At 71.2% G+C, this 20,773-nt stretch carries 19 protein-coding genes and 4 pseudogenes; 12 read left to right on the top strand and 11 right to left on the bottom strand.

Annotation, left to right across the window (positions count from 1 at the left end; translation table 11 throughout):
• Positions 1 to 526: pseudogene (locus tag ACZ6D7_RS41360) on the top strand (IS200/IS605 family accessory protein TnpB-related protein); the annotation flags it as partial.
• Here the strand turns inward: ACZ6D7_RS41360 and ACZ6D7_RS41355 are convergent.
• From ACZ6D7_RS41355 to ACZ6D7_RS41345, 3 genes and pseudogenes are all read right to left on the bottom strand, one after another.
• Positions 523 to 926, bottom strand: a pseudogene (locus ACZ6D7_RS41355) (Uma2 family endonuclease); the annotation flags it as partial. The pseudogenes ACZ6D7_RS41360 and ACZ6D7_RS41355 sit on opposite strands and share 4 nt — an antisense overlap.
• Before the next feature lie 52 nt (positions 927 to 978).
• Positions 979 to 1,239: pseudogene (locus ACZ6D7_RS41350) on the bottom strand (helix-turn-helix domain-containing protein); the annotation flags it as partial.
• Positions 1,240 to 1,254: 15 nt separating this feature from the next.
• Positions 1,255 to 1,788: an ATP-binding protein gene (locus ACZ6D7_RS41345; RefSeq protein ID WP_469502426.1), complete on the bottom strand. Its 534-nt coding sequence runs from the start codon at positions 1,786 to 1,788 to the stop codon at positions 1,255 to 1,257.
• 124 nt (positions 1,789 to 1,912) lie between these two features.
• Here ACZ6D7_RS41345 and ACZ6D7_RS41340 point away from each other — a divergent pair, with 124 nt between their 5' ends.
• From ACZ6D7_RS41340 to ACZ6D7_RS41330, 3 genes are read left to right on the top strand one after another with little or no spacing between them, the layout of a single operon-like run.
• On the top strand, positions 1,913 to 2,791 hold the full coding sequence (locus ACZ6D7_RS41340) for a helix-turn-helix domain-containing protein (RefSeq protein ID WP_469502423.1): 879 nt from the start codon (positions 1,913 to 1,915) through the stop codon (positions 2,789 to 2,791).
• Positions 2,788 to 2,982, top strand: a complete 195-nt coding sequence (locus ACZ6D7_RS41335) for a DUF397 domain-containing protein (RefSeq protein WP_469502420.1) — start codon at positions 2,788 to 2,790, stop codon at positions 2,980 to 2,982. Before ACZ6D7_RS41340 ends, ACZ6D7_RS41335 begins: the two co-directional genes overlap by 4 nt.
• Positions 2,979 to 3,323 (top strand): hypothetical protein, encoded by a 345-nt coding sequence (locus ACZ6D7_RS41330; protein WP_469502418.1) that lies wholly within the window; start codon positions 2,979 to 2,981, stop codon positions 3,321 to 3,323. Before ACZ6D7_RS41335 ends, ACZ6D7_RS41330 begins: the two co-directional genes overlap by 4 nt.
• On the opposite strand, the gene ACZ6D7_RS41325 is transcribed toward ACZ6D7_RS41330, so the two are convergent.
• Both ACZ6D7_RS41325 and ACZ6D7_RS41320 read right to left on the bottom strand, forming a co-directional pair.
• Positions 3,324 to 3,743, bottom strand: a complete 420-nt coding sequence (locus ACZ6D7_RS41325) for an acyl-CoA thioesterase (RefSeq protein ID WP_469502416.1) — start codon at positions 3,741 to 3,743, stop codon at positions 3,324 to 3,326.
• Positions 3,744 to 3,751: 8 nt separating this feature from the next.
• Entirely contained in the window at positions 3,752 to 4,927 is a 1,176-nt protein-coding gene (locus ACZ6D7_RS41320; RefSeq protein WP_469502413.1) for a macrolide family glycosyltransferase, read from the bottom strand.
• A 196-nt stretch (positions 4,928 to 5,123) separates the two neighbouring features.
• Here ACZ6D7_RS41320 and ACZ6D7_RS41315 point away from each other — a divergent pair, with 196 nt between their 5' ends.
• A complete protein-coding gene (locus ACZ6D7_RS41315; protein WP_469502411.1) occupies positions 5,124 to 6,374 on the top strand; it encodes a wax ester/triacylglycerol synthase domain-containing protein in 1,251 nt (416 codons plus the stop codon).
• Positions 6,371 to 6,766 (top strand): cupin domain-containing protein, encoded by a 396-nt coding sequence (locus ACZ6D7_RS41310; protein ID WP_469502408.1) that lies wholly within the window; start codon positions 6,371 to 6,373, stop codon positions 6,764 to 6,766. The genes ACZ6D7_RS41315 and ACZ6D7_RS41310 overlap by 4 nt, the downstream gene beginning before the upstream one ends.
• 132 nt (positions 6,767 to 6,898) lie before the next feature.
• On the opposite strand, the gene ACZ6D7_RS41305 is transcribed toward ACZ6D7_RS41310, so the two are convergent.
• From ACZ6D7_RS41305 to ACZ6D7_RS41285, 5 genes are all read right to left on the bottom strand, one after another.
• On the bottom strand, positions 6,899 to 9,085 hold the full coding sequence (locus ACZ6D7_RS41305) for an MMPL family transporter (protein ID WP_469502405.1): 2,187 nt from the start codon (positions 9,083 to 9,085) through the stop codon (positions 6,899 to 6,901).
• Positions 9,086 to 9,091: 6 nt separating this feature from the next.
• Positions 9,092 to 9,307, bottom strand: coding sequence for a hypothetical protein (locus ACZ6D7_RS41300; RefSeq protein ID WP_469502402.1), 216 nt, complete (start codon positions 9,305 to 9,307; stop codon positions 9,092 to 9,094).
• A gap of 135 nt (positions 9,308 to 9,442) precedes the next feature.
• Complete coding sequence (locus ACZ6D7_RS41295; protein ID WP_469502400.1) at positions 9,443 to 10,111, bottom strand: response regulator; 669 nt, start codon at positions 10,109 to 10,111, stop codon at positions 9,443 to 9,445.
• Positions 10,108 to 11,271, bottom strand: coding sequence for a sensor histidine kinase (locus ACZ6D7_RS41290; RefSeq protein ID WP_469502398.1), 1,164 nt, complete (start codon positions 11,269 to 11,271; stop codon positions 10,108 to 10,110). The genes ACZ6D7_RS41295 and ACZ6D7_RS41290 overlap by 4 nt, the downstream gene beginning before the upstream one ends.
• A 48-nt stretch (positions 11,272 to 11,319) precedes the next feature.
• Entirely contained in the window at positions 11,320 to 12,600 is a 1,281-nt protein-coding gene (locus ACZ6D7_RS41285; RefSeq protein ID WP_469502396.1) for an ATP-binding protein, read from the bottom strand.
• 302 nt (positions 12,601 to 12,902) lie between these two features.
• Between ACZ6D7_RS41285 and ACZ6D7_RS41280 the strand changes: the two genes are divergently transcribed.
• On the top strand, positions 12,903 to 14,480 hold the full coding sequence (locus tag ACZ6D7_RS41280; RefSeq protein WP_469502394.1) for a carbohydrate-binding protein: 1,578 nt from the start codon (positions 12,903 to 12,905) through the stop codon (positions 14,478 to 14,480).
• Positions 14,481 to 14,537: 57 nt separating this feature from the next.
• Here ACZ6D7_RS41280 and ACZ6D7_RS41275 read toward each other — a convergent pair whose 3' ends face one another.
• Positions 14,538 to 15,320, bottom strand: a complete 783-nt coding sequence (locus ACZ6D7_RS41275) for a hypothetical protein (protein ID WP_469502392.1) — start codon at positions 15,318 to 15,320, stop codon at positions 14,538 to 14,540.
• 281 nt (positions 15,321 to 15,601) lie between these two features.
• On the opposite strand from ACZ6D7_RS41275, the pseudogene ACZ6D7_RS41270 reads away from it, so the two are divergent.
• From ACZ6D7_RS41270 to ACZ6D7_RS41250, 5 genes and pseudogenes are all read left to right on the top strand, one after another.
• Positions 15,602 to 15,799, top strand: a pseudogene (locus tag ACZ6D7_RS41270) (PucR family transcriptional regulator); the annotation flags it as partial.
• A 33-nt stretch (positions 15,800 to 15,832) separates the two neighbouring features.
• Positions 15,833 to 16,471 carry a phosphoribosylanthranilate isomerase gene (locus ACZ6D7_RS41265; RefSeq protein ID WP_469502390.1) on the top strand — a complete coding sequence of 213 codons (639 nt, stop codon included), beginning with the start codon at positions 15,833 to 15,835 and terminating at the stop codon, positions 16,469 to 16,471.
• A gap of 133 nt (positions 16,472 to 16,604) precedes the next feature.
• Positions 16,605 to 16,895: a three-helix bundle dimerization domain-containing protein gene (locus tag ACZ6D7_RS41260; RefSeq protein ID WP_469502435.1), complete on the top strand. Its 291-nt coding sequence runs from the start codon at positions 16,605 to 16,607 to the stop codon at positions 16,893 to 16,895.
• Between the two features lie 101 nt (positions 16,896 to 16,996).
• Entirely contained in the window at positions 16,997 to 17,947 is a 951-nt protein-coding gene (locus ACZ6D7_RS41255) for a polyphosphate kinase 2 family protein (protein WP_469502387.1), read from the top strand.
• Positions 17,948 to 17,950: 3 nt separating this feature from the next.
• Positions 17,951 to 20,659 carry a cation-translocating P-type ATPase gene (locus ACZ6D7_RS41250; RefSeq protein WP_469502385.1) on the top strand — a complete coding sequence of 903 codons (2,709 nt, stop codon included), beginning with the start codon at positions 17,951 to 17,953 and terminating at the stop codon, positions 20,657 to 20,659.
• The last annotated feature ends 114 nt before the right edge of the window (positions 20,660 to 20,773 follow it).

Below are 20,773 nucleotides of genomic sequence, written 5' to 3'. Positions count from 1 at the left end.
GGACCTGGACTTCGCGACCGAGAAGACCCGGGAGAAACATGGACGACGGAAGCGGTTTCGACAGCTGATCTCCGGTATGCCCACCGGCAAGCTCCACGCCCGGCTGACGTCGATGGCGGACCGGACGAGGATCGCGGTCATCGCCGTCGACCCGGCCTACACCTCGAAATGGGGCGCCCAGCACTGGCAGAAGCCCCTCAACACCGCAACCCGCAAGACCACTCGCCACGATGCTGCCGCTGTGGCGATCGGAAGGCGCGCTCAGGGACACCCGATCCGGCGACGGACGGCACCGCCCCCTGCTCACCGGAGTGATGAGCAGGGGCATCGGACCGTCCAGGCCGGTCGGCGTGTGCCTGGGCGTGAGGGAACCCGCCCCCGCGTCCCCGGACCACGGACACGATCCGTGCCGCCCGGACGCGGAGCGAACGCGGGCAACCAGAACCCCCAACACCGTTCGGGGCGTTCGGCTGAGCACGAGACCTGGCAACAGGACTCACTCCCGCTCAGTCTTGAGGAACGGTAGTCGCGCAACTTGGTGACCCAGTCGTTGTCCGGGTTGGAGCGCGAGACGATCTCGACGGCGGCGATGAGCGTACGAGGGTCGAAGGACCCCTCTCCCTCCATGTCCGCCTCGGCGATCACCATGGTGTCGGGGCGGCGCATGATGCCCTCTGGTTCCACCTCGACATCAGACTCGCCCGTGTGGGCCACGATCTCCTCGGGCATGACCTCTCCAGGCGTTTCCGGAGACGGAGTGCGGTGAGTTCGTGCGGCCGCACAGGCGACATCATGTCGAGGACGATCCCTTCCTTGGTGATCTCGAACTTTCCGGGGAGGGGGCCGTCCGTGGACTCCACGAAGTCGCGCATGGCCCGGCACAGGTGGGAGGCGCCTTGCTGCGCGTCGTCCGGGGCGATGGTCATGGCGCTCGCTCCTCGTCGTCTGTGCCCAGGGGCAAGGATCGTCACGTTCATGCTAGGCGGCCTCCGGGAGATCGGTTCGGCAGACGCGGCAGCAGACGGGGTCGGGGCCTCGGTAGCCGCGGTCGCAGCCTTCGCAGTTCCGGAGCGGATGCCGGACGGGCGGTGGTGGTGCGGGGGCTCGGAACGGGGGCGGGGGCGGGAGCTGGGCGGCCAGGCGGTGGGCCAGGAGGGCGGCGGGGCGGTACAGGGGATCCTGCGGGAGGTCCCTGGTCAGGGCCTCGCGTACGTCTGTGGGGAGCAGGTCGCGTTCCAGCCGAGTTGGTGATTTTCACTCGCCCGAGTGAGTTTGATCCGCGGGCGGGAGGGGTGGGGCTTGGTGGGGTTCCTTTCCCCGGTTTCTTGCTGGAAAGAGATCGCCTGAGGCACCGGAACGCGAGAACGCGGGTTCCGGTCGGACGCGTACCTCCGCCCAGACCGTCTTGCGTGGCCGCAGCCCCTCGAACACTCCCCAGCGGTCCGCCAACGCGTCCACGAGCAGCAGCCCTCGGCCCGACTCGGCGTCCGCCGGCGCCTGGGGCACGTACGGCATCCGGTCACCGCGCGTGTCCGTGACCTCGATACGGAGGGTGTCGCCGATGACGTAGAGGAGGAGGCCGAAGTCCCGGCCCGGGACACGACCGTGCGTCACCGCGTTGGCGGCCAGCTCGGCGACGATGAGCGCCGCCGGGTCCAAGGGCAGGCCCCAGGAGCGGAGTTGTTCCGTCGCCAGGAGACGGGCCAGGCGGGCCCCGCGGGGCGTGGGAGACAGGCGCACATCGAAGTTGCGGAGGGGGGAGTTGAGTTGGGCGGTTTCCTGGATCACGTCACTTAGCGTGGCGGGCTGCGCTTACCGTGAACAGTGACAACGCGGTTGCGTACGGTCACTGTCTGCTGGTTGTCCGGTGGTGTCCGGGCTTGTCGGCGGCGGTACGTCGGAGGGGAGCGGCATGACGCAGGTCGACGGCGAGGCGGTACGGCTCAGGAGCGAGGCGGACGAGCCGGGATGGGAGGTGGATCCGGACGACGACTGGGGAGTCGCGGTCGTCGCGACCGTGGGGCGGCAGTTGAAGCTGCGGCGCGAGGCCGTGGGGATGCGGGCCGCCGAGTTCGGCGTGGCCGTCGGGTACGGCGAGGACCTGGTGTACAAGATCGAGAGCGGCAAGCGGATCCCTCGACCGGAGTATCTGGACAGGGCGGACGAGGTGTTGGGGGCGGGTGGGCTCATCGCCGCGATGAAGCAGGACGTCAAGAAGGTCCAGTACCCGAAGAAGGTGCGGGAGATCGCGGAGCTGGAGGCGAAGGCGGTGGAGATTCAGCTGTACGACCCGCTGAGCATCCACGGCTTGTTGCAGACGCCGGAGTATGGCCGGGGGCTGCTCCTGATGCGGCGCCCCGCATACACCGAGGCAGAGGTGGAGCGGTTCGTCGCCGCCCGTGTGGGACGCAAGTCCGTCTTCGAGCGGGACCCGATGCCGGAGCTCAGCTTTGTGCTGGAGGAGTGGACGCTGCGCCGACCCCTCGGAGGAAGGGCGGCGTTGCGCCGCCAACTCGAACACCTCCTGGAGACAGGCCGGTTGCGGAACGTTGAGCTTCAGGTGATGCCGATGGAACGCCAGGAGCATGCCGGGGTGGACGGCGGTATTGAAGTGCTGAAGTTCGGGGACGGGTCGGCCCTGGGGCGCTCGCCTGCGGTGGCCAACGGCCGAGCGGTTTTCGACCTGAAGCAGCTCCGTATCCTTGAACTGCGGTATGGCATCATCCGGGCTCAGGCACTCACTCCACGTGAGTCGTTGGCCTTCATCGAGCAACTGCTGGGGGAAACATGACCCGCGAAACCGATCTGGCGTGGTTCAAGAGCAGCTACAGCAGCGGCAGTGAGGGCGACTCCTGCGTAGAAGTAGCCGTCGCCCCCACCCCCACCACCATCCACATCCGCGACTCCAAGGTCACCGACGGCCCTCAGCTCGCCCTCGCCCCCCGGGCCTGGACGGAGTTCGTGGCGTACGCCGCCAGGTGACGCGCCAGGTCGGCCGATACGCCGCGTCCACCCTGGCGCACCTGCTGATCGGCCTCCCCGTCGGCGTCGCCCTGCTCGCTGCGCGTTGGTACTCCGCGCACGGGCACTGCGGCAACGACGACCTCGGCCGCTCCGGGCTGGAAGGCTGCACCTACAACCAGATCGAGGACAGCGGGTTCGTGCTGATCGGGCTGATCCTGTTCGGCGTCCTCAGCGTGCTCCTGCTGCTTCTGTACGACTACCTGCGGCCCCGGATCGCCGGACTCCCCCTCGCGCCCCGCCTGCTGACCCTGCCCGCCGTCCTGCTGCCGTACGCCGTGTACGTGGCGAACGGCGGGTGATCACGGGCCCGCCGTGTACCGCGCCAGCACCGCCAACTCCCCCTCGTCCAACCGGCGTGAGCGCCGCGCCGACAGATCGTACGCGACCAGGGTGCTGACGCAGGTGCAGTAGGTGCGGGGGCCGCGGGTGATGTGGGTGAGGAGGGTGAAGGAGGCGCGGCGGATCGCGGTGGCCGTGGTGCGGACGGTGACCGGGTCCGGTTCGGGGACCAGCGGCTCGGTGTAGTCGAGTTCGTGGCGGGCGTAGACGATGCTGGGGCGGACCTCCTGGCCGGGACGGCCCTGCTGGAGGTAGAGGAGGTCCATGTGGGCGTCCTGGATCATCTCCAGGAGGCGGACGTTGTTGACGTGGTTGAAGGAGTCCAGGTCGCTCATGCGGACCGGGCGGCTGTAGAGGTGAGGCCGGGTGGCGGATGCCACGGCTGGGGTCAAGGGGTTCCCCCGAGGGCTTCCTCGATCAGTTCGGCCGCCGTTCTCGCTCCTCCCGCGTAGGTGAGTTCGGAGCGCAGGGCCGAGATCCCGGCGCGGATCTCCGGCGCGGACGTCACCCGCCGTACCGCCTCGCGCAGCGCTTCGGGGGTGGCACGCTCGCGGGGGAGGTGCAGGCCGAGGCGCAGTTTCTCGATCTGCCGGGCGTTCACCCGCTGCTCGGCCATCTGCGGGACCGCCACCATCGGGACGCCGTGGTGGACGGCCTCCATCGTGCCGCCCATCCCGGCGTGGGTGATGAAGGCGTCGGCGTGGCCGAGCACGGCCAGCTGCGGGACGTGCTCGTGCACCTCGACGTGGGCGGGCAGCGGACCGAGCCGGTCCGGGGAGACGCCGGGGCCCACGGCCATCACCACGTGCTGGTCGCCGTCCGCGAACGCTTCCACGCAGGCCCGGTAGAAGTCCGGGCGGCGGGTGAACTGGGAGCCCAGGGAGATCAGCAGGACCGGGGCGCCCCGGTGCGGGGGGTGCCAGGCACCCTGGTAGGAGCGGTCGTCCAGGGCGGGGCCGACGTAGGCGACGCGGCGGGCCGCCACCGTGTCCGGGCGGCGCTGGAAGGTGCGCGGCAGGGTGGCGACGGCGTACGGCGCGGCCTCGATCTCGTGGATGCGGGAGCTGTCGAGGCCGCGCTCCGTGAACGCGGCGGCCAGCTCGGCGTAGCCGGGGAGGGCGGAGAGACCGGGGGCGCCGTCGAAGAATTCCTGGACGAGGTCGTCGTAGAACAGGTGGGTGGGGGAGAAGAGGACCGTGGGGATCCGCCACTGGGCGCCGAGGAGGAGGCCCGCGAAGCCGTAGACGTCGTAGAGGATCAGGTCGGGGCGGTCGGCGGCGTAGGCGCGGGTGAGCGCCGGGAGGGAGCCCAGCGAGGCGTGGACGGCCAGGGCGAAACCCTCGGCCAGGCGCTCCGGCGGCTCCGTGCCGTCGCCCGGGTCCACCGGGTAGACCACCGGTTCCGCGCCCGCGGCCTTGACCTGGTGCACGAAGTCCTCGGTGATCGCGTACGTGACCCGGTGGCCCCGTCGCACGAGTTCCTCGACCACCCCCAGGGTCGGATTGACGTGCCCGTGCATCGGCAGGTTGACGACGGCGATATGAGCGGGTCTCGTGCCAGACACGTTGCGTAGGTCCTGTTCCTGTTATGGGGCGCTGGAGTGCGCGGTTCTGCACAACGACCCGCCGGACCGGTCCGTGACCCTCCCGCGCCGAAAGGTCACTCCATCAGGGAGCGTGGGAACGCCGCGCGTTGACAGCGTGACCGGCTGCGGCGCCGGGCCGTTGGGGTACCCGGACCCCACGACAGGAGCAGCAGCCATGCCCGGATCGCACCTTCCCTTCATGGAGGAGGGCATGGCCCGCTGGCCGTACGGCCCGCCCAACGCGGGGATCGCCCTGGACTTCACGGGTGCCCCGCCCACCCCCGGTGAACTGCGGAGACTGGTGGCGGAGCGCTGGGGCGCCGTGCCCCGGCTCGCGCAGCTGCTGGTCCGCGACGACCGTGGTGCGCGCCGGCACCGCTGGCTGCCGGTGGACGGCCACGACCCGGCGGAGCGGATCCGCCACGAGGACATCACCCTGCGGGAGGCGGTGCGCGAGTGGTTCCACACGCCCCTCCCCGACGGCCGGCCGCCCTGGCACCTCCATGTGCTGCGCGGCGCGGCGGAGGGCGACTTCACCCTGCTGTTCCGTATGCACCACAGCCTGCTCGACGGCCGCTCCCTGACCACCCTGCTGCGCGCCCTCCTCGACGGCGCGCCGCCGGTGAACGGCCCCGCGTCCCTCGCGGATCCCGGCGCGCTCCGGCGGGCGGCCGTCGGCGGTCCGGGCATGCTCTCCGTCGGACTGCCGGTGCCCCTGCCCGGCAAGGGCGACCGCCGGCCGGCGTACACAGTTGTACGGCTGCCTCCCGAGGTGGTGCGTGCGGCGCGCGGGGCCGCGGGCGGGCGCGGGGCGACCACCAACGAGGTTTTCCTGGCCGCCGTCTCGGGCGTCCTGCGCTCCTGTCTGCTCACGGGCGTCGACGCCGGCACCGACGTCTCCCGCCAGGTCTGGCTCTCCGTCCCCGTCGATCAACGCCCGCCCGGCCACGGCGACTTCCTCGGTAACGCCTTCACGAACGTTCGTGTGCCCGCCCCCGTCACCCTGGCGGAGCCGTCCGCCCGGCTCGCCGCCTGCACCGGGCTGCTGACCACCGTGACCCGGCGCCGCAACCCGGCGGAACGGCTGGTCGAGGGCGCCTTCTCGGCCTTTCCGGCCGCCATCCAGGCGCTGGCCCGGGGACGGCTCTTCGCCGCCGAGTACGCCCCCGCGGCCTGCTCGTACGTCCATCTGCGCGAGACCGGCCGGACCCTCGCCGGGCGCCGGCTGCGGCACATCAGCCTCGTGCCCATGATCCCGCCGGTCGACACGGTCACCTTCGCCCTGGGCGGCTGCGCGCGCGGCCACACCCTGAGCGTCACGACCCACTCGGGTGCCGAGGACGCCGAGCTGCTGGCGGAGTCGTTCCTGTACGAACTGGGCTCGCTCGGGCAGGCCGGGGGCGGGTGCTACGTTCCCGGTCCATGAGCGACACGGTGTACGTCGGCAACGCGGGCAAGGACGCCGCTCTGGACCGGGGGTGGCTGCTCGGCCACTTCAAGGACCCCGCCGATCCCCGGCACAGCGAGGACGTCGAGATCAAATGGGGCGTCCACCCGCGCGGCGACGAGCGCGCCGAGTGGGTGACCGGCGAGGAACGCACCGCCCTGCTGGTCCTCGTCAGCGGGCGCTTCCGCGTGGAGCTTCCCGGGCGCAGTGTCCTCCTCGCCGAGCAGGGCGACTACGTCGTGTGGGGCCGGGGCGTCGACCACTCCTGGTACGCGGAGGAGGAGTCCGTCGTCCTGACGGTCCGCTGGCCCTCGCTGCCCGGCTACCGCGCGGGGGCCGGAAAGCGACGTCAACCCCAGGGCCGGCCATGAGGAAGCACTCGGCGCACTCGCACTCGCACTCGCACTCGCACTCGCACTCGCACTCGCCATCGAGATCGGCCCCCTCAGGCGCTGAAGAGGCCGATCACGTCGGCTCGACCTGCCGAGCGTCCTGACCGGGCGTCAGCTTTCCGCGGGGCGTTCGAGCGCCACCTCGGGCAGGCGCCGGGCGAGCGGGGCAGGCAGCCACCAGGCCCACCTGCCCAGCAGGAGCATGACGGCCGGGACGATCAGACAGCGGATGACCACCGCGTCCAGCAGGATCGCCACGGCGAGGCCCAGGCCGAACTGCTGGAGCATCCGGTCGGCACTCAGCATGAAGGCGCCGAACACCACGATCATGATGGCCCCGGCCGCCGTGATCACCTTGCCGGTGGAGGCCAGTCCTTCCCGTACCGCGAGGGAGTGGTCCTTCGTCCGCTCCCACTCCTCATGCATGCGCGAGACGAGGAACACCTCGTAGTCCATGGAGAGCCCGAACACGATCGCGAAGATCAGTACGGGGAGGAAGGCTTCGATCGGCCCCGGCTGCACCCCGAACAGGCCGTGCTGGAACACCAGGGTCATGGCGCCGAGTGCGGCGGTGATCGAGATCAGGTTCAGCAGGGCTGCCTTGACGGGGATCAGGACCGACCGGAAGACCAGCATGAGCAGCAGGGACGACAGTCCGACGACGACGGCGACGAAGAGCGGCAGCCGCTTCGAGACGGTGTCCGCGAAGTCCTGGGAGGCGGCGGTGGCACCGCCGACCAGGATCTTGGCGCCGGTGTCGCGCTCCAGGCCCGGGGCCACGTCGTCGCGCAGGTGGTGCACGAGGTCGGTGGTGCCTTCGTCCTGCGGTGCTGTCTTCGGGTAGACGATCACGGTGGACAGGGCGCCGTCCTCGGAGGGCATCGCGGGGCCGGCCGCCGCCACTCCCTCGGCCTTGGCCAGCGCGGACCGTACCGCCTTGCCGGCGGCCTCGTCGCCCTGCGCCAAGACGACCAGCGGACCGTTGAAACCCGGGCCGAAGCCCTCGGCGAGCAGGTCGTACGCCTGCCTGGAGGTCGTGGTCCTCGGGTCGTTGCCGGCGTCGGCGAAGCCGAGACGCATGCCAAGGGCCGGTGCGGACAGGGCCAGCAGGGCAAGGACGGCCACCAGCAGTGACGGCAGCGGACGGCGCTGTACGGCTGCGGCCAGGGTCCGCCAGCGGCGACCTTCGGCTGTGCCCTTCGCCGCGCTCTTGGCCGCGTGCTTGAGCACATGGCGCTGGATGCGCTTGCCGAAGAGCGCCAGCAGTGCGGGCAGCAGAATGAGCGAGGCGGCCATCGTGGCCAGCACGGTCAGTGCCAGGGCGAGAGCCACGCCCTGCAGGGAGCCGAGGCCGAGCGCGACCAGGCCCAGCAGGGCGATGATCACGGTGCAGCCGGCGAAGAAGACCGTACGACCGGCGGCGTCCAGGGCCTTGCGCCCGGCTTGATCCGGGTCGGCGCCGTTGGTGAGTTCGTGCCGGTAGCGGTAGAAGATCAGCAGGGCGTAGTCGACGCCGACGCCGAGTCCGACGAGCATCGTGATGGGCGGCGTGAAGTCGGCGATGGTGAGGACGTGCGAGGCGAGAACGATCAGGCCAAGGGCGGAGCCAACCGCGAAGAGGGCGGTGAGCAGCGGCACGGCGGCCGCCACCAGGGAGCCGAAGAGCAGCCCGAGAATGATCAGGGCGGCCACGATGCCGGCGAGTTCCGCGGTCGGGCTTCCCTTGTCCTCGGCGCCGCGCACGGCATCGCCGCCGAGCTCGACCTGGAGCCCGTCCGCCTCGGCACCCTTGGCGGTGTCGATGATCGCGGTGACGTCCTCCTTGGGCACGGCCTCGGCCTTGCCGTCGAGAGTCACGGTGGCGTAGGCGATCGTGCCGTCCTTGGACACTGCGGAGGCATCGGCGTACGGGCTGCGGACATCGGCGACGCCCGGCAGTCCCTTCACCTCGGCCAGCATCTTCTCCACGGCGGCCTCGCGGCCGTCGATGCCCTGGCTGTCCTTGAGCACGATGTCGACGCTGTCGCCGGCCTGGTCGGAACCGTGCCTCGTGAACAGGTCGGTGGCCGCTTGGGAGTCGGTGCCCGGCAGAGCGAAATCGTTCTTGTACGCGGAGCCTGCCGCTTGCGACCCCAGCGTGACGGCGGCCAGGACGGCCAGCCAGATCAGCAGGGCGGCCCAGCGGTGACGCTGCGCCCAACCGGCCAGGGCGCCGAACCGGCCGCCGCGCGGCCGATCCGGCCGGCCGGGTGGTGTGGGCGGGGCAATGGGCGCGGCTGCGCCGCGGGTGGGAGACATGGGTGGCTACCTCGGATTCGAGCGTGAGTGGCCTGGCTGACGAAGCGCGCCCACCACGGCGCCGCACAACGTGGGCACGCCGATCCCCAGGGCGGCGAACACGCCGCCGACCTCGAAGGCCAGGGCCCCGGCGGCCGTGACCAGCAGTATTCCGGCGGCGGCCCCGACGAGCGCGCCGACGCATGCGGCTGTGGCCCGTCCGGGGAAGGGGGGTGCGTTCATGCCCTCGATCGTGCCTGCGCGAGGGGGGCCGAATCGTCGGCCTGCGGCTGACACCGGGCGTACCCCAGCGGATGGAGGCCGCCGCCGCGTCATACCCCAGGAGTGCCGGGTGCGCCGTCCGTCCCGCCGGCCGGGCTACTCCGCCAGCCAGCCCGGGCTGACCATCCCGGACTCGTACGCCAGCACCACGACCTGGGACCTGTCCCGCGCCCCCAGCTTCGACATGATCCGGCTGACATGCGTCTTCGCCGTCGACGTGGCCAGCACCAGCCGCGCCGCGATCTCGTCGTTCGTGAGCCCCGCGGCCACCAGCTGCATGACCTCGCGCTCCCGGTCGGTGAGAGGGTCGAGCCGGGAATCCGGCTGGGGGCCCTTCACCCGGCCCGCGAACTCGGCGATGAGCCTCCGTGTGACCGACGGGCTGATCAGGGCATCACCGCGGGCGGCAACCCGCACCGCGTGCAGCAGTTCCTCCGGCTCCGTGTCCTTCACCAGAAAGCCCGTCGCCCCGGCGCGCAGCGCCCCGTACACGTAGTCGTCCAGATCGAAGGTCGTCAGGATGACCACCTTCACGGACGCCAGCCGCTCATCTCCGGCGATCTCCATGGAGGCTTCCAGACCGTCCATTCCAGGCATCCGGATGTCCATCAGGACCACGTCCGGCCGGAGCTCGTGGCAAGCCGAGACCGCGGCCTGCCCGTCCGCGACCTCTCCCACCACTTCGATGTCGTCCTGGACCTCCAGGATCGACCGGAACCCGGCCCGGACGAGCCGCTGGTCATCCGCCAGCAGGACCCTGATCATCGGTCACTCCGCTCCATCGGCTCTCCTGTGGTCCCGTACGGTAGCCGGGCCCGCACCGCGAATCCGCCCTCCGGTCGCGCACCCGCGGTCAACTCGCCGCCCAGTGCCCGCGCCCGCTCCGTCATGCCGGTGATCCCGCTACCGCCACCGGACCCGGCCGGGCGGGCCGCAGCGCCCCGGCCGTCGTCCTCGACGGCCAGGGTCAGCTCGCTGTCCCCGTAGGCCAGTCGGATCGTGACCCGCCCGGCGCCGCTGTACTTGGCGGCGTTGGTCAGCGCCTCCTGCACGATCCGGTACGCGGCCAGGTCGACCGGAGCGGGCAGCGAGCGCTCAGCCCCGGTCACCGCGATCCGCACCTCGAGCCCCGCCAGCTTCGCGGAAGCCACCAGCTCGTCGGCCCGGGCCAGCCCCGGCGCGGGTGCCGTGGGCGCCTCCTCGTCGACCCGGCGGAGCACGCCGAGGGTGGCCCGAAGCTCCCGCAGGGTCTCCCGGCTGCTCGCCTTGATCGCGTCGAGCGCCTCCTCGGCCCGGGCAGCCGGATCCATCTTCAACCGGTACAGTGCCGCACCCGCCTGCACGTTGATCATCGAGATGTTGTGCCCGATCACATCGTGCAACTCGCGGGCGATGCGCAGCCGCTCCTCGGTGGCCCGCAGCCGCGCCTCCTCCTCGGCGTACGCCACCCGGCCGTGCCGCACACTGCCGAGGGCCACCACAGCGACCAGCCAGCCGGTGAGCATGAACACCGCCGTGCCGGTGACATCGCTGTTGCCCACAAGGGTGCCCGCGAACACGCCGATCACCATCGCCGCCGCCATCGCGACGGCCGCCTGTAGCCGGCCCTGGGCAGCGATGGCGTACAACACCACGATCGGAACCACGACCAGCGGACCGTCGATGTCGCTCAGCACGTAGTAGCCGCCCGTGGCCGGCACCGTGAACCAGCCCACCGCCACCGGATACCGGCGGCGCAACAACACCGCTCCGCACACCGCCGTGATCAACAGCCAGGACCCGATCAGCGATGCCGTCGAGCCCCCGCCGTCGCTCAGCCGCTGCCCCTCGGCGAGCGCCACCAACGCGAACACCCCGCCGGCCAGCGCAGCGTCGGCGCGGGCGCCACCAGGCAGCCGGAGACGGATCCGATCGAAAGACGGCACGCGTCCATTCTGCCCGCGACGCCGATCAACTCAGTCCGCGTGGCGATCTCAGAGGCGACTGTATTTCTCGATGTCCTCGGTGAACTCCTTGATCGCCTGGGTGGTGAGCGTCGGCCGCGTGTCGGCGATGGCCGCCATGAAGTCCTCGGTGGTGGCCGGCCGGTCCAGTCGGTGGGTGACCTCGCGCTCGAACGCGGCCTGCGCGCCCTTGCGGGCGGCGAATTCGATGTCGGCCGGGGTGAACAGCTCGCTGGCCTCGACCAGTTGCGTGAGGTCCACCGAGTCGCCGGCGGCGCTGAGATAGCGGGCCCAGATCGCCGCGCGGGCGGTCGGGTCGGGCGGTCCGATGGGAATGACGTAGTCGAAGCGGCCGGGCCGCAGGAACGCCGGGTCGAGAGAGCGCACGGAGTTGGTGGCACAGGCCAGCAGTCGCGCGTCGTGCTCGCGGAAGACAGGGATCAGTTTGAGCAACTCGTTGGTCACCCCATGTCCCGGATCGACCGCCTTCCCGGACCGCACGCCGGCGATCTCCTCGACCTCGTCGATGAAGAGCAGCACCGAGTCGAGTTCCGCCAGGTCCGCGAAGGCCTCCCGCAGCGCCGCGCCCAGCCCCTCGTTCGTGTCGGCCGCGAGCCGGGAGGGGAAGAGCTCCACGAACGGCCAGCCGAGCCGGGAGGCGACGCCCTTGGCGAAGCTGGTCTTCCCGGTGCCGGGAGGGCCGAACAGGATGATCGCCTTGGGCGGGACGACACCGTAACGGTCGGCCAGCGCGGGCTCCGTCAGCGGGAGCACGACCCGGCGCTCGACGACCTGCTTCTCCCGGTCCATGCCGGCCATGGCGTCCCACAGGCCCCCGAGCAGCATCCGGCCGCCCAGTGACGCGAGGACATCGGTGTCGGCGGCTCCGGGCGGTTCGAGCTTCTCGTAGTAGGTCAAGCCGTCGCGGGACCGGTAGCCGGAGTTCTCCAGAGCCTTCGTGCCGGCGGCGCGGGCGGGCAGCAGCGCGCTGATGTGGCGCACGCCGAGGGACCGCAGGCGCCGTTCGAGCTCGGCGAGGAGAGCGCTGCCGATGCCGCGCTCGCGCCAGCGGGAGGCAAGCGCCACCAGGAGGATCCATCCCCGCCTGCCGTGGGCCTGCGCCACGGCCATGCCCACCAGTTCGTCGCCGATCACCGCGACCACCGCCGGCTGACCGGCCTTGGCCGCGGCCATCACCTCGGAGACGGAGAACACCCGGTCCTCGTCGTCGGCCTGACGGCTCTGGTCCCAGATCTGGATGGCCTGGTCGAGATCGTCGTCGTGATAGTCGCGCAGATGCCAGGGAGGCATCGCCACCACCTCACCTACCGCGGGGGAACCCTCATTGTCTCGTGCGGGGGTGCGGGTGACGACCGCAGCAGTGTCCGGATGCCCGGGTACGGCGTGTTCATGTATGGGGACAGCAGTGTCCAGTCATCGGCGACAACACCGTGTCCGTGCTGCGATCGCGACGCCTTCACCGTTTATCCATGTGAACAGAAAACAGGTACCAGTCTCTTGACCCGCTCGGGTCGATCCCCCTAGCTTCCGGGGGAAAGCGCTTTCCAAGCTCTGGCAGACGCCCCGCACCGTCCTGGAGATGGAGAACCACGATGCTTCTGAGACCCGTCATCGCGAGCGCCGGCCTGCTGGCAGGCGCCCTCGTCGCCCTGACCGGCACCACGGCCCAGGCCGCGACCGTCCGCTACGAGGCCGAGACCTCGCCCGCGGTCTGCACCGGCACCATCGACTCCGACTGGGCCGGATATTCCGGAACCGGTTTCTGCAACGGCACCAACTCCACCGGCGGCTACGCCCAGTTCACCGTGAACGCGGCCACCGCCGGCACGGCCACGCTGAACGTCCGCTTCGCCAACGGCACCACCGCCGCCCGCCCGGCCTCGCTGGTCGTCAACGGCACGACCGTGCAGACCCCGTCCTTCGAGGCCACCGGCGCATGGTCGACCTGGGTCACCAAGACGCTCACCGTCACGCTCAACGCGGGCAGCAACACCGTCCGGCTCAGCCCCACCACCGCCGAGGGCCTGCCCAACGTCGACCACGTCGAGGCCACGACCACCGACGGCACCACACCGCCCACCGGCGGCGCGATCTACGTCTCGCCCACCGGCACCGACGGCGCCGCCGGCACCCAGTCCGCCCCGACCACCCTCACCTCGGCGATCGGCCGGGTCACCGCGGGCGGCACGATCTACCTGCGCGGCGGGACGTACAACCACACGTCGACGATCACCATCCCGCAGACCAACAACGGCACCTCCGCCGCGCGCACCACGCTGTCCGCCTACCCGGGCGAGACACCGGTGCTCAACTTCTCGGCACAGAGCGAGAGTTCGTCCAACCGCGGACTCCAGCTGTACGGCTCCTACTGGCGGGTGTACGGCATCGTCGTCGAACGCGCCGGTGACAACGGCATCTACGTCGGCGGCAGCGACAACGTCATCGAGCGCACGGTGACCCGCCACAACCGGGACACCGGGCTCCAGCTCGGCCGGATCTCCTCCAGCAGCCCGAGCGGTGAGTGGCCGTCCGACAACCTGATCCTGAGCGCGGAGTCGCACGACAACGCCGACTCCGACGGCGAGGACGCCGACGGCTTCGCCGCGAAGCTCACCACCGGGACCGGGAACGTCTTCCGGTACGCCGTCGCGCACCACAACATCGACGACGGCTGGGACCTCTACACCAAGCCGGACACCGGGGCGATCGGCCCGGTGACCATCGAGGACTCCCTGTCGTACGACAACGGCACCCTCAGCGACGGCTCCCAGGCCGGGAACGGCGACCGCAACGGCTACAAGCTCGGCGGCGACGACATCGCCGTCAACCACGTGGTACGGCGCAGTATCGCCTTCCACAACGGCAAGCACGGGTTCACCTACAACAGCAACCCGGGCTCCATGGCCGTCTCGAACAACCTGAGCATCGACAACACCCAGCGCAACTACTCGTGGGATGCCGGGACCTCGGTGTTCCGCGGCAATACCTCATGCCGGTTCAGCGTGAGCGGGTCGAACGACAAGACCATCGGGGACGCCGACAGCTCCAACCAGTTCTGGACCGGGACCAACGGCTCCCGGTGCGCCTCGTACTCCGGGGCCCTGGGCTGGTCGCTCGCCTCGGACGGCAAGCTGGTGGTGACGCTGGGCGGGCGCCAGGTCACCTTGTAGGACGTCCCGTGACGTCACGGCGCCATGAGGGCATGATCATGACGCCGTGACGTCACCTCACGCCGACGAACGCTCGGCCCGCAGCCGGGCGATCCGGCCCCGCACCCGCCGGAACCCGGCCAGGGCCAGATGCCGGACGTCCTGCTCCGGGTAGCCGGCCCGGATCTGCCGCCAGGTGACGCGCGGGCACGTCCCCTGCCGGACGTCCTTGAGGAACTTGCCGTACGGCACCTCGCGCGGCGCCGGGCCCAGCTCCATCCAGTGGTCCTTGCCGGAGTGGAAGTCCCAGCCGTCGTTGGGGATGCGGACGTATCCGGGACGGCCGTCCTTGTTCTGCGAGGTGATCTGGAGGACCCGGGCGTGCGTCACGCCGCGGCCGACGACCACGCAGTAGTGCCGGTCCTCCTGGTCGCGCTCCCGGAACGGCACCAGCGCGAGCCAGACCTCTCCGGGCAGCGGGCGGCCGCGTTCCCAGCGGCGCAGCAGGCGCCGGAAGACGAGGGCGGTCCCTCCCGCCGTCAGGCTCTCGGCGGAGGAGACCAGGCTCCAGTTGTCCGTGCCGATCTGCCGGCGCAGCCAGAGTGCGGCGGCGATGCAGAGCAGGAGGAGCAGGGCCGCGCGGCCGACGCTCGCCCACAGCTTTCCCGGTCGGCGGCGGCCCGCGGGCCACACGACCAGCAGCGCGGTCAGCAGGGACGCCAGGCTCAGCAGCGCGGTCTCGCCGAAACCGAGTTCCTGGGGTGGTGTCTGGGTCGCCATCAGGTCGTGCATCCAGACCGGGAGGACGAGGAACTCGCCGACGAGGACGAGGAACATCAGGACAGCCAGACAGCCGAGCACGGACCCCCCTGAACTGCGGTGCGACGCACGGCCGTTGACGCGCGGTCGTCGACGCACGGTCGTGGCGTCTGTCCGGACGGTACCGACCGGCGGGGCCGGCCCACGTCGGTAGAACTACGTAACCGCTTACGGGGATCAGCTCGGGCGGCTGCTCGGGCACCCGCTCCTATGACGCTCGCCGGAGAAGGTGGGCGTACGCGGCTCGCGGCTCGCGGCTCTCCAGCGAGCGTCATAGGAGGTGGGGATCAGGTGCCGGTGAGGGTGATCGCCAGGTCCGTGGCCTCGCGGAGGTGCCGTTCGCCGACGACTGGCTCCGTACGGTGGCCGGGCGCCTGGAGCCCGGACCGGATCTCCTTCTCACCCTCGACCACCGGCTGCGCCGCGTGCGGGAGCTGACCGGTATCGATCCGGGCTCGACCGACGGTCTGCGCGTCCTCGGCTCGGTCGTCACGCGGCGCCTGTCCGGGGCATGGCGCTGAACCCGACGCCCGCCGTCCCGCTCACCGGCCCCGATGCGGCAGGCTGGGGACGTGAGCAACTCCAGTGATCACCTCTTCATCAAGATCTGCGGGCTGAAGACCGAGCGGGACGTCGACACGGCCGTCGAGGCCGGGGCGGACGCCATCGGGTTCGTCTTCTCCGCCAGCCCGCGGCGGATCGACGCCGCGACGGCCGCGCGGCTGATCCGGCGGGTGCCGGAGCATGTGCTGACGGTCGGCGTCTTCCGCGACGAGCCCCTGGCCGATGTGCGGTCCGTGGCGGTCGAGGCGGGCATCAGAGCCGTCCAGCTGCACGGTTCGGAGGGCCGTGAGTACTACGACGACCTGTCGGCGGGCGGCTGGACGCTGATCCGCGCGGCGGCGTTCGGGGACACCGTGCCGCGCTGCGGGGAGATGGGCGAGGACCTGCTGCTTCTCGACGCCCCCGTGCCGGGTTCCGGTGTCGCCTGGGACTGGTCCGGCGGCCCCGCGCCCGCCCCCGGCGAGAAGTGGCTGCTCGCCGGCGGCCTCACCCCCGACAACGTACGGGCCGCGCTCGACGCCGCCCACCCCTGGGGCGTCGACGTGTCCAGCGGCGTCGAACAGACCCGCGGCGTCAAGGACCCGGCCCTGATCACAGCCTTCGTGGAAACGGCCCGGGGCCGGGGCTGACCACCGGGGCCAGGGCTGACCACCGGGCCCCGCCCGGCGGGCGATCTTGTCGTGGCGGTCGGAGAATGTGGGTGGAGTTGCCCTGTGGTGGCCAGCCGTTCGGGGGACTCGAACTCGGGAGGTCGTGAGCGTCATGCGGTCGGCGACCAGACGGGACGAGAACGATGCCGTGCGGGACGTGGTGCAACGCCTGGTCCTGGTCTACGGCTCGGTCGACGCGGCCACCGTCGAGGCGGTGGTCCGGGACGCGTGCGAGGTGTTCCGGGAGGCAAGGATCCGGTCCTTCGTGCCGATTCTCGCCGAACGGCGGGCACGGGCCGTGCTCGATGCCGGGCCGCCCACGGTCCCGGGAAACCCCGCCACCCCCGCCACCCCCACCGTGCCCACCGCACCCCGAGAAGGCCCCGTGGCCGCCGTCGGGTAGCCCCTAGACCCCTAGACCCCTAGACCCCTAGACCCCTAGACCCCTAGACCCCTAGACCCCTAGACCCGTTGACCCGTGCTCGGGGAGAAGGGCGGTCGGCCATGGCGGATCGCAGGGCCGAACGCATCGCGCGTCTCATCGAACCGCTGCGCGTGAAGCCGGGCTCCGAGGTGGATCTGGCCCGGGACTTCGACCCCCGGTACAAGGCCCGCCTGAAGAAGAAGGAAGGCGTCGAACTGCTGCGCACCGGCGTCGCCCTGCTCGCCGAGTACCAGCAGCGGCTCGCCGCGCAGGACACGTACGGCGTGCTGCTGTGCCTCCAGGCGCTGGACGCGGGCGGCAAGGACGGCACGATCCGGCACGTCATGAGCGGAGTGAACCCGCAGGGTGTGCGGGTCAGCAGCTTCAAGGTGCCCTCTTCCGAGGAACTCGACCACGACTACCTGTGGCGCTACGCCGCCCGGCTGCCCGCCCGCGGCGACATCGCGATCTTCAACCGCTCGCACTACGAGGAGGTCCTCGTCGTACGGGTCCATCCCGAGGTCCTCGACCGGCAGCGGCTGCCGGACGGCGGGCGGACGGCGAAGATCTGGGACCGCCGCTACCGGGAGATCAACGACTGGGAGCGCTATCTGACCGGCAACGGGTTCCGGGTCGTGAAGGTCTTCCTCAACCTCTCCAAGGAGGAGCAGCGCACCCGGTTCATGAAGCGGATCGATCTGCCCGAGAAGAACTGGAAGTTCTCCGCGGCCGACGTCCGGGAGCGCCGGCACTGGGACGCGTACCAGCTCGCCTTCTCCGAGATGCTCTCCGCCACCAGCACCAAGTGGGCGCCCTGGTACGTCGTACCGGCGGACCGGAAGTGGTTCGCGCGGATCTGCACGGCGGCCGTGCTCGCGCACACGCTGATGGACATCGACCCCCAGTACCCGACCGTCTCGAAGGAGGCCAGGAAGGACCTGCTCGTCGCCAAGCGGGAGCTGGAGGCGGAGGCACCCGAAGGCGCCGCGGCGGACCCCTACGCCGCCCGGCACCGGCCGGCCGAGGGCTAGGCCATGGCGACGCCCCGGCAGGAGCCGGCCGAGCGTGCGGACTGGTACGCCCGGTCGGCGCAGGACGTGACCACGGCCCTCGGAGTGGACCCGGCGGCCGGGCTCTCCTCCGCCCGCACGGCCGAGCTGCTCGCCGCGCACGGCCCGAACGCGCTCCCCGAGGAAAAGCCGCCGCCCGCCTGGCGGCGCTTTCTCGACCAGTACCGCAGCTACATGCAGATCGTCCTGGTGGGCGCCGCGATCGTCTCGCTCGCCATCCAGGAGTGGAGCACGGCGATCCTGCTGGTCGCGCTGACCCTGCTGAACGCGGTCGTCGGACTGCGTCAGGAGGGCAGGGCCGAGAGCGCCATGAACGCGCTGAAGTCGATGATGAAGGCGACCGCGCGGGTGCGCAGGGACGGCACCGAGTCGGAGATCCCGGCCGAGGGGCTCGTCGTGGGCGACATCGTGCTCGTCGCCGCCGGCGACCAGGTGCCGGCGGACGGGCGGATCATCGAGGCCCACGCCCTCCAGATCGACGAGTCGGCGCTCACCGGGGAGAGCGTGCCCGCCGCGAAGGACACCGAGCCGCTCACCGGCGGTGCTCTCGGACCCGGCGAGCAGACCGACATGGCGTTCATGAACTCCCCGGTGACGCACGGCAGTGCCGTCCTCGTCGTCACCGCCACGGGCGCGGGCACGGAGCTGGGCCGGATCGCCGGGATGCTGTCCGCCACCGCCAAGGAGGAGCCGCCGCTCACCCGGCAGCTCAACACCCTGACCGTGTGGATCACGGCCGCCGCCGGACTCACCATGATCGTGATGTTCGCGATGGGCCGCAGCCGCGACCAGGCCTGGGACGCGCTGTTCGTCAGCGCGGTCTCGCTCGCCATCGCGGCCATCCCGGAGGCGCTGCCGACGGTGACCCAGGCGATCCTGTCCGTCGGCAGCCTCAACCTGGCCAGGCGCAGCGCGATCGTGAAGGAGCTGCCCTCGGTCGAGACGCTGGCGTTCACCTCGGCGATCAACTCGGACAAGACCGGCACGCTGACGATGAACCAGGTGACCGTCGTCGAGGTGCTCACCCCCACCGACCGCTACACCGTCTCGGGCACAGGATACGGGCTCACCGGCCGGATCCAGCACGCCGCCGGGCGCTCGGCGGGCGTGGAGGACGCGATCCTGCCGTACGTCGTCGCCAGTGACGCGCAGCTGGTGGACGGCGAGGTGGTGGGCGACCCCACGGAGGGCGCCCTGCTCGTCCTCGGCCACAAGGCGGGGCTGGACATCGACGCCACCCGGGAGCGGTTCCCGAGGCTCGCCACGCTGCCCTTCGACCCGACGTACAAGCTGATGGCGACCTTCCACTCGGCCGTCGACGCGGCGGGCCGGCCCGTGGTGCGCTGCTTCGTCAAGGGTGCCGTCCCGGCGGTCACGGCCCGGGCGACCACCGCGCTCGCGGCCGGGGAGAGCGTGCCGTGGGACGAGGAGCTGAGCCGGCGCGCGCGGGAGCGGACCGAGGACATGGGCGGCGAGGGCCGCCGGGTGATGGCGGCCGCCGTCCGCGACCTCGACCCGGACGGCTTCGACCCCGACGGCGATCTCCTCTCTCTCGTCACCGAGCTGCGGATGACCAGCCTGGTCGGCATGGTCGACCCACCTCGGGCGGAGTCCCGGGCGGCCGTGGCGAGCGCCCAGGACGCCCATATCCGGGTCCGGATGGTGACCGGGGACGACGTCACCACGGGCGCCGCCATCGCCCGGCAGCTCGGCATCCCCGGCGAGGCGGTGCTCGGCGCCGACTTCGCCGCGCTGCCGGAGCGGGAGCAGCTGGCCCGGATCGACGACATCGGCGTCGTCGGGCGGGTCGCGCCGGAGCACAAGGTGCTGCTGGCCGACCTGCTCAAGAAGAAGGGCCATGTGGTGGCGATGACCGGCGACGGCGTCAACGACGCACCCGCCATCAAGGCCGCCGACATCGGCATCGCCATGGGCAGCGGCACGGACGTGGCGAAGAACGCCGGCCGCATGATCCTCTCCGACGACAACTTCGCGACGATCGTCTACGCCGTCGAGCAGGGCCGGAAGATCTACGACAACCTCACCAAGTACATCCGGTTCGTGCTGCTGCTGCTCGTCACCTTCGTGCTGACGTTCCTCGGGGCGACCATCTTCAACATCGCGGCCGGGGAGCCGTTCACCCCGCCGCAGGTGCTGTGGATCCACTTCGTCGTCAACGCCTCGTTCGGCTTCGCGCTCGGCTTCGACCAGGAGAGCGCCGGGCTGATGCGGCGCCGTCCGCGCCCGCGCGGCGAGTCGGTGCTCACCCGGCCCGTGATGGTGACGGTCGGCCTCGCCGGACTGGCGATCACGGTGATCCTGCTGGGCCTGATCGAGCTGGGCACCTCGCGCTACGACAGCGAGGCGGTCGGCCAGTCGATGGCGTTCACGGCGTTCTCGCTCTGCCTGGTCGTCGCCGCGTTCGAGTGCCGCAGCGAGACGGACTCGGTGCTGACCCCGGCGACCTTCGACAGCAAGCAGATGAACTGGGTGGCGCTGGCCCAGTTCGTGCTCGCCGTCCTGGTGACCCAGATGGACGGCTTCCAGCGCATCCTCGGCACCACCCCGATCAACCTCCGCCAGTTCGGCTGGACCCTCCTGTCGGCCCTGGCCCTGCTCACCGTGTGGGAACTGGGCAAGCTCCTGGCCCGTCGGGCACGACAGCCGGCTTGAGACCCAGACCGGGCCAGGGGGGGGGGGGGGGGGGGGGGGGGAGGGGGGGGGGGGGGGGGGGGGGGGGGGTGGGGGGGGGGGGGGGGGGGGTGGGGGGGGGAAGGGAGACCCTCC

Source organism: Streptomyces sp. NPDC041784, from assembly GCF_055591025.1.
The sequence above is the reverse complement of the archived record's forward strand: the minus strand, read 5'-3'. Positions and strand labels throughout refer to the sequence as shown.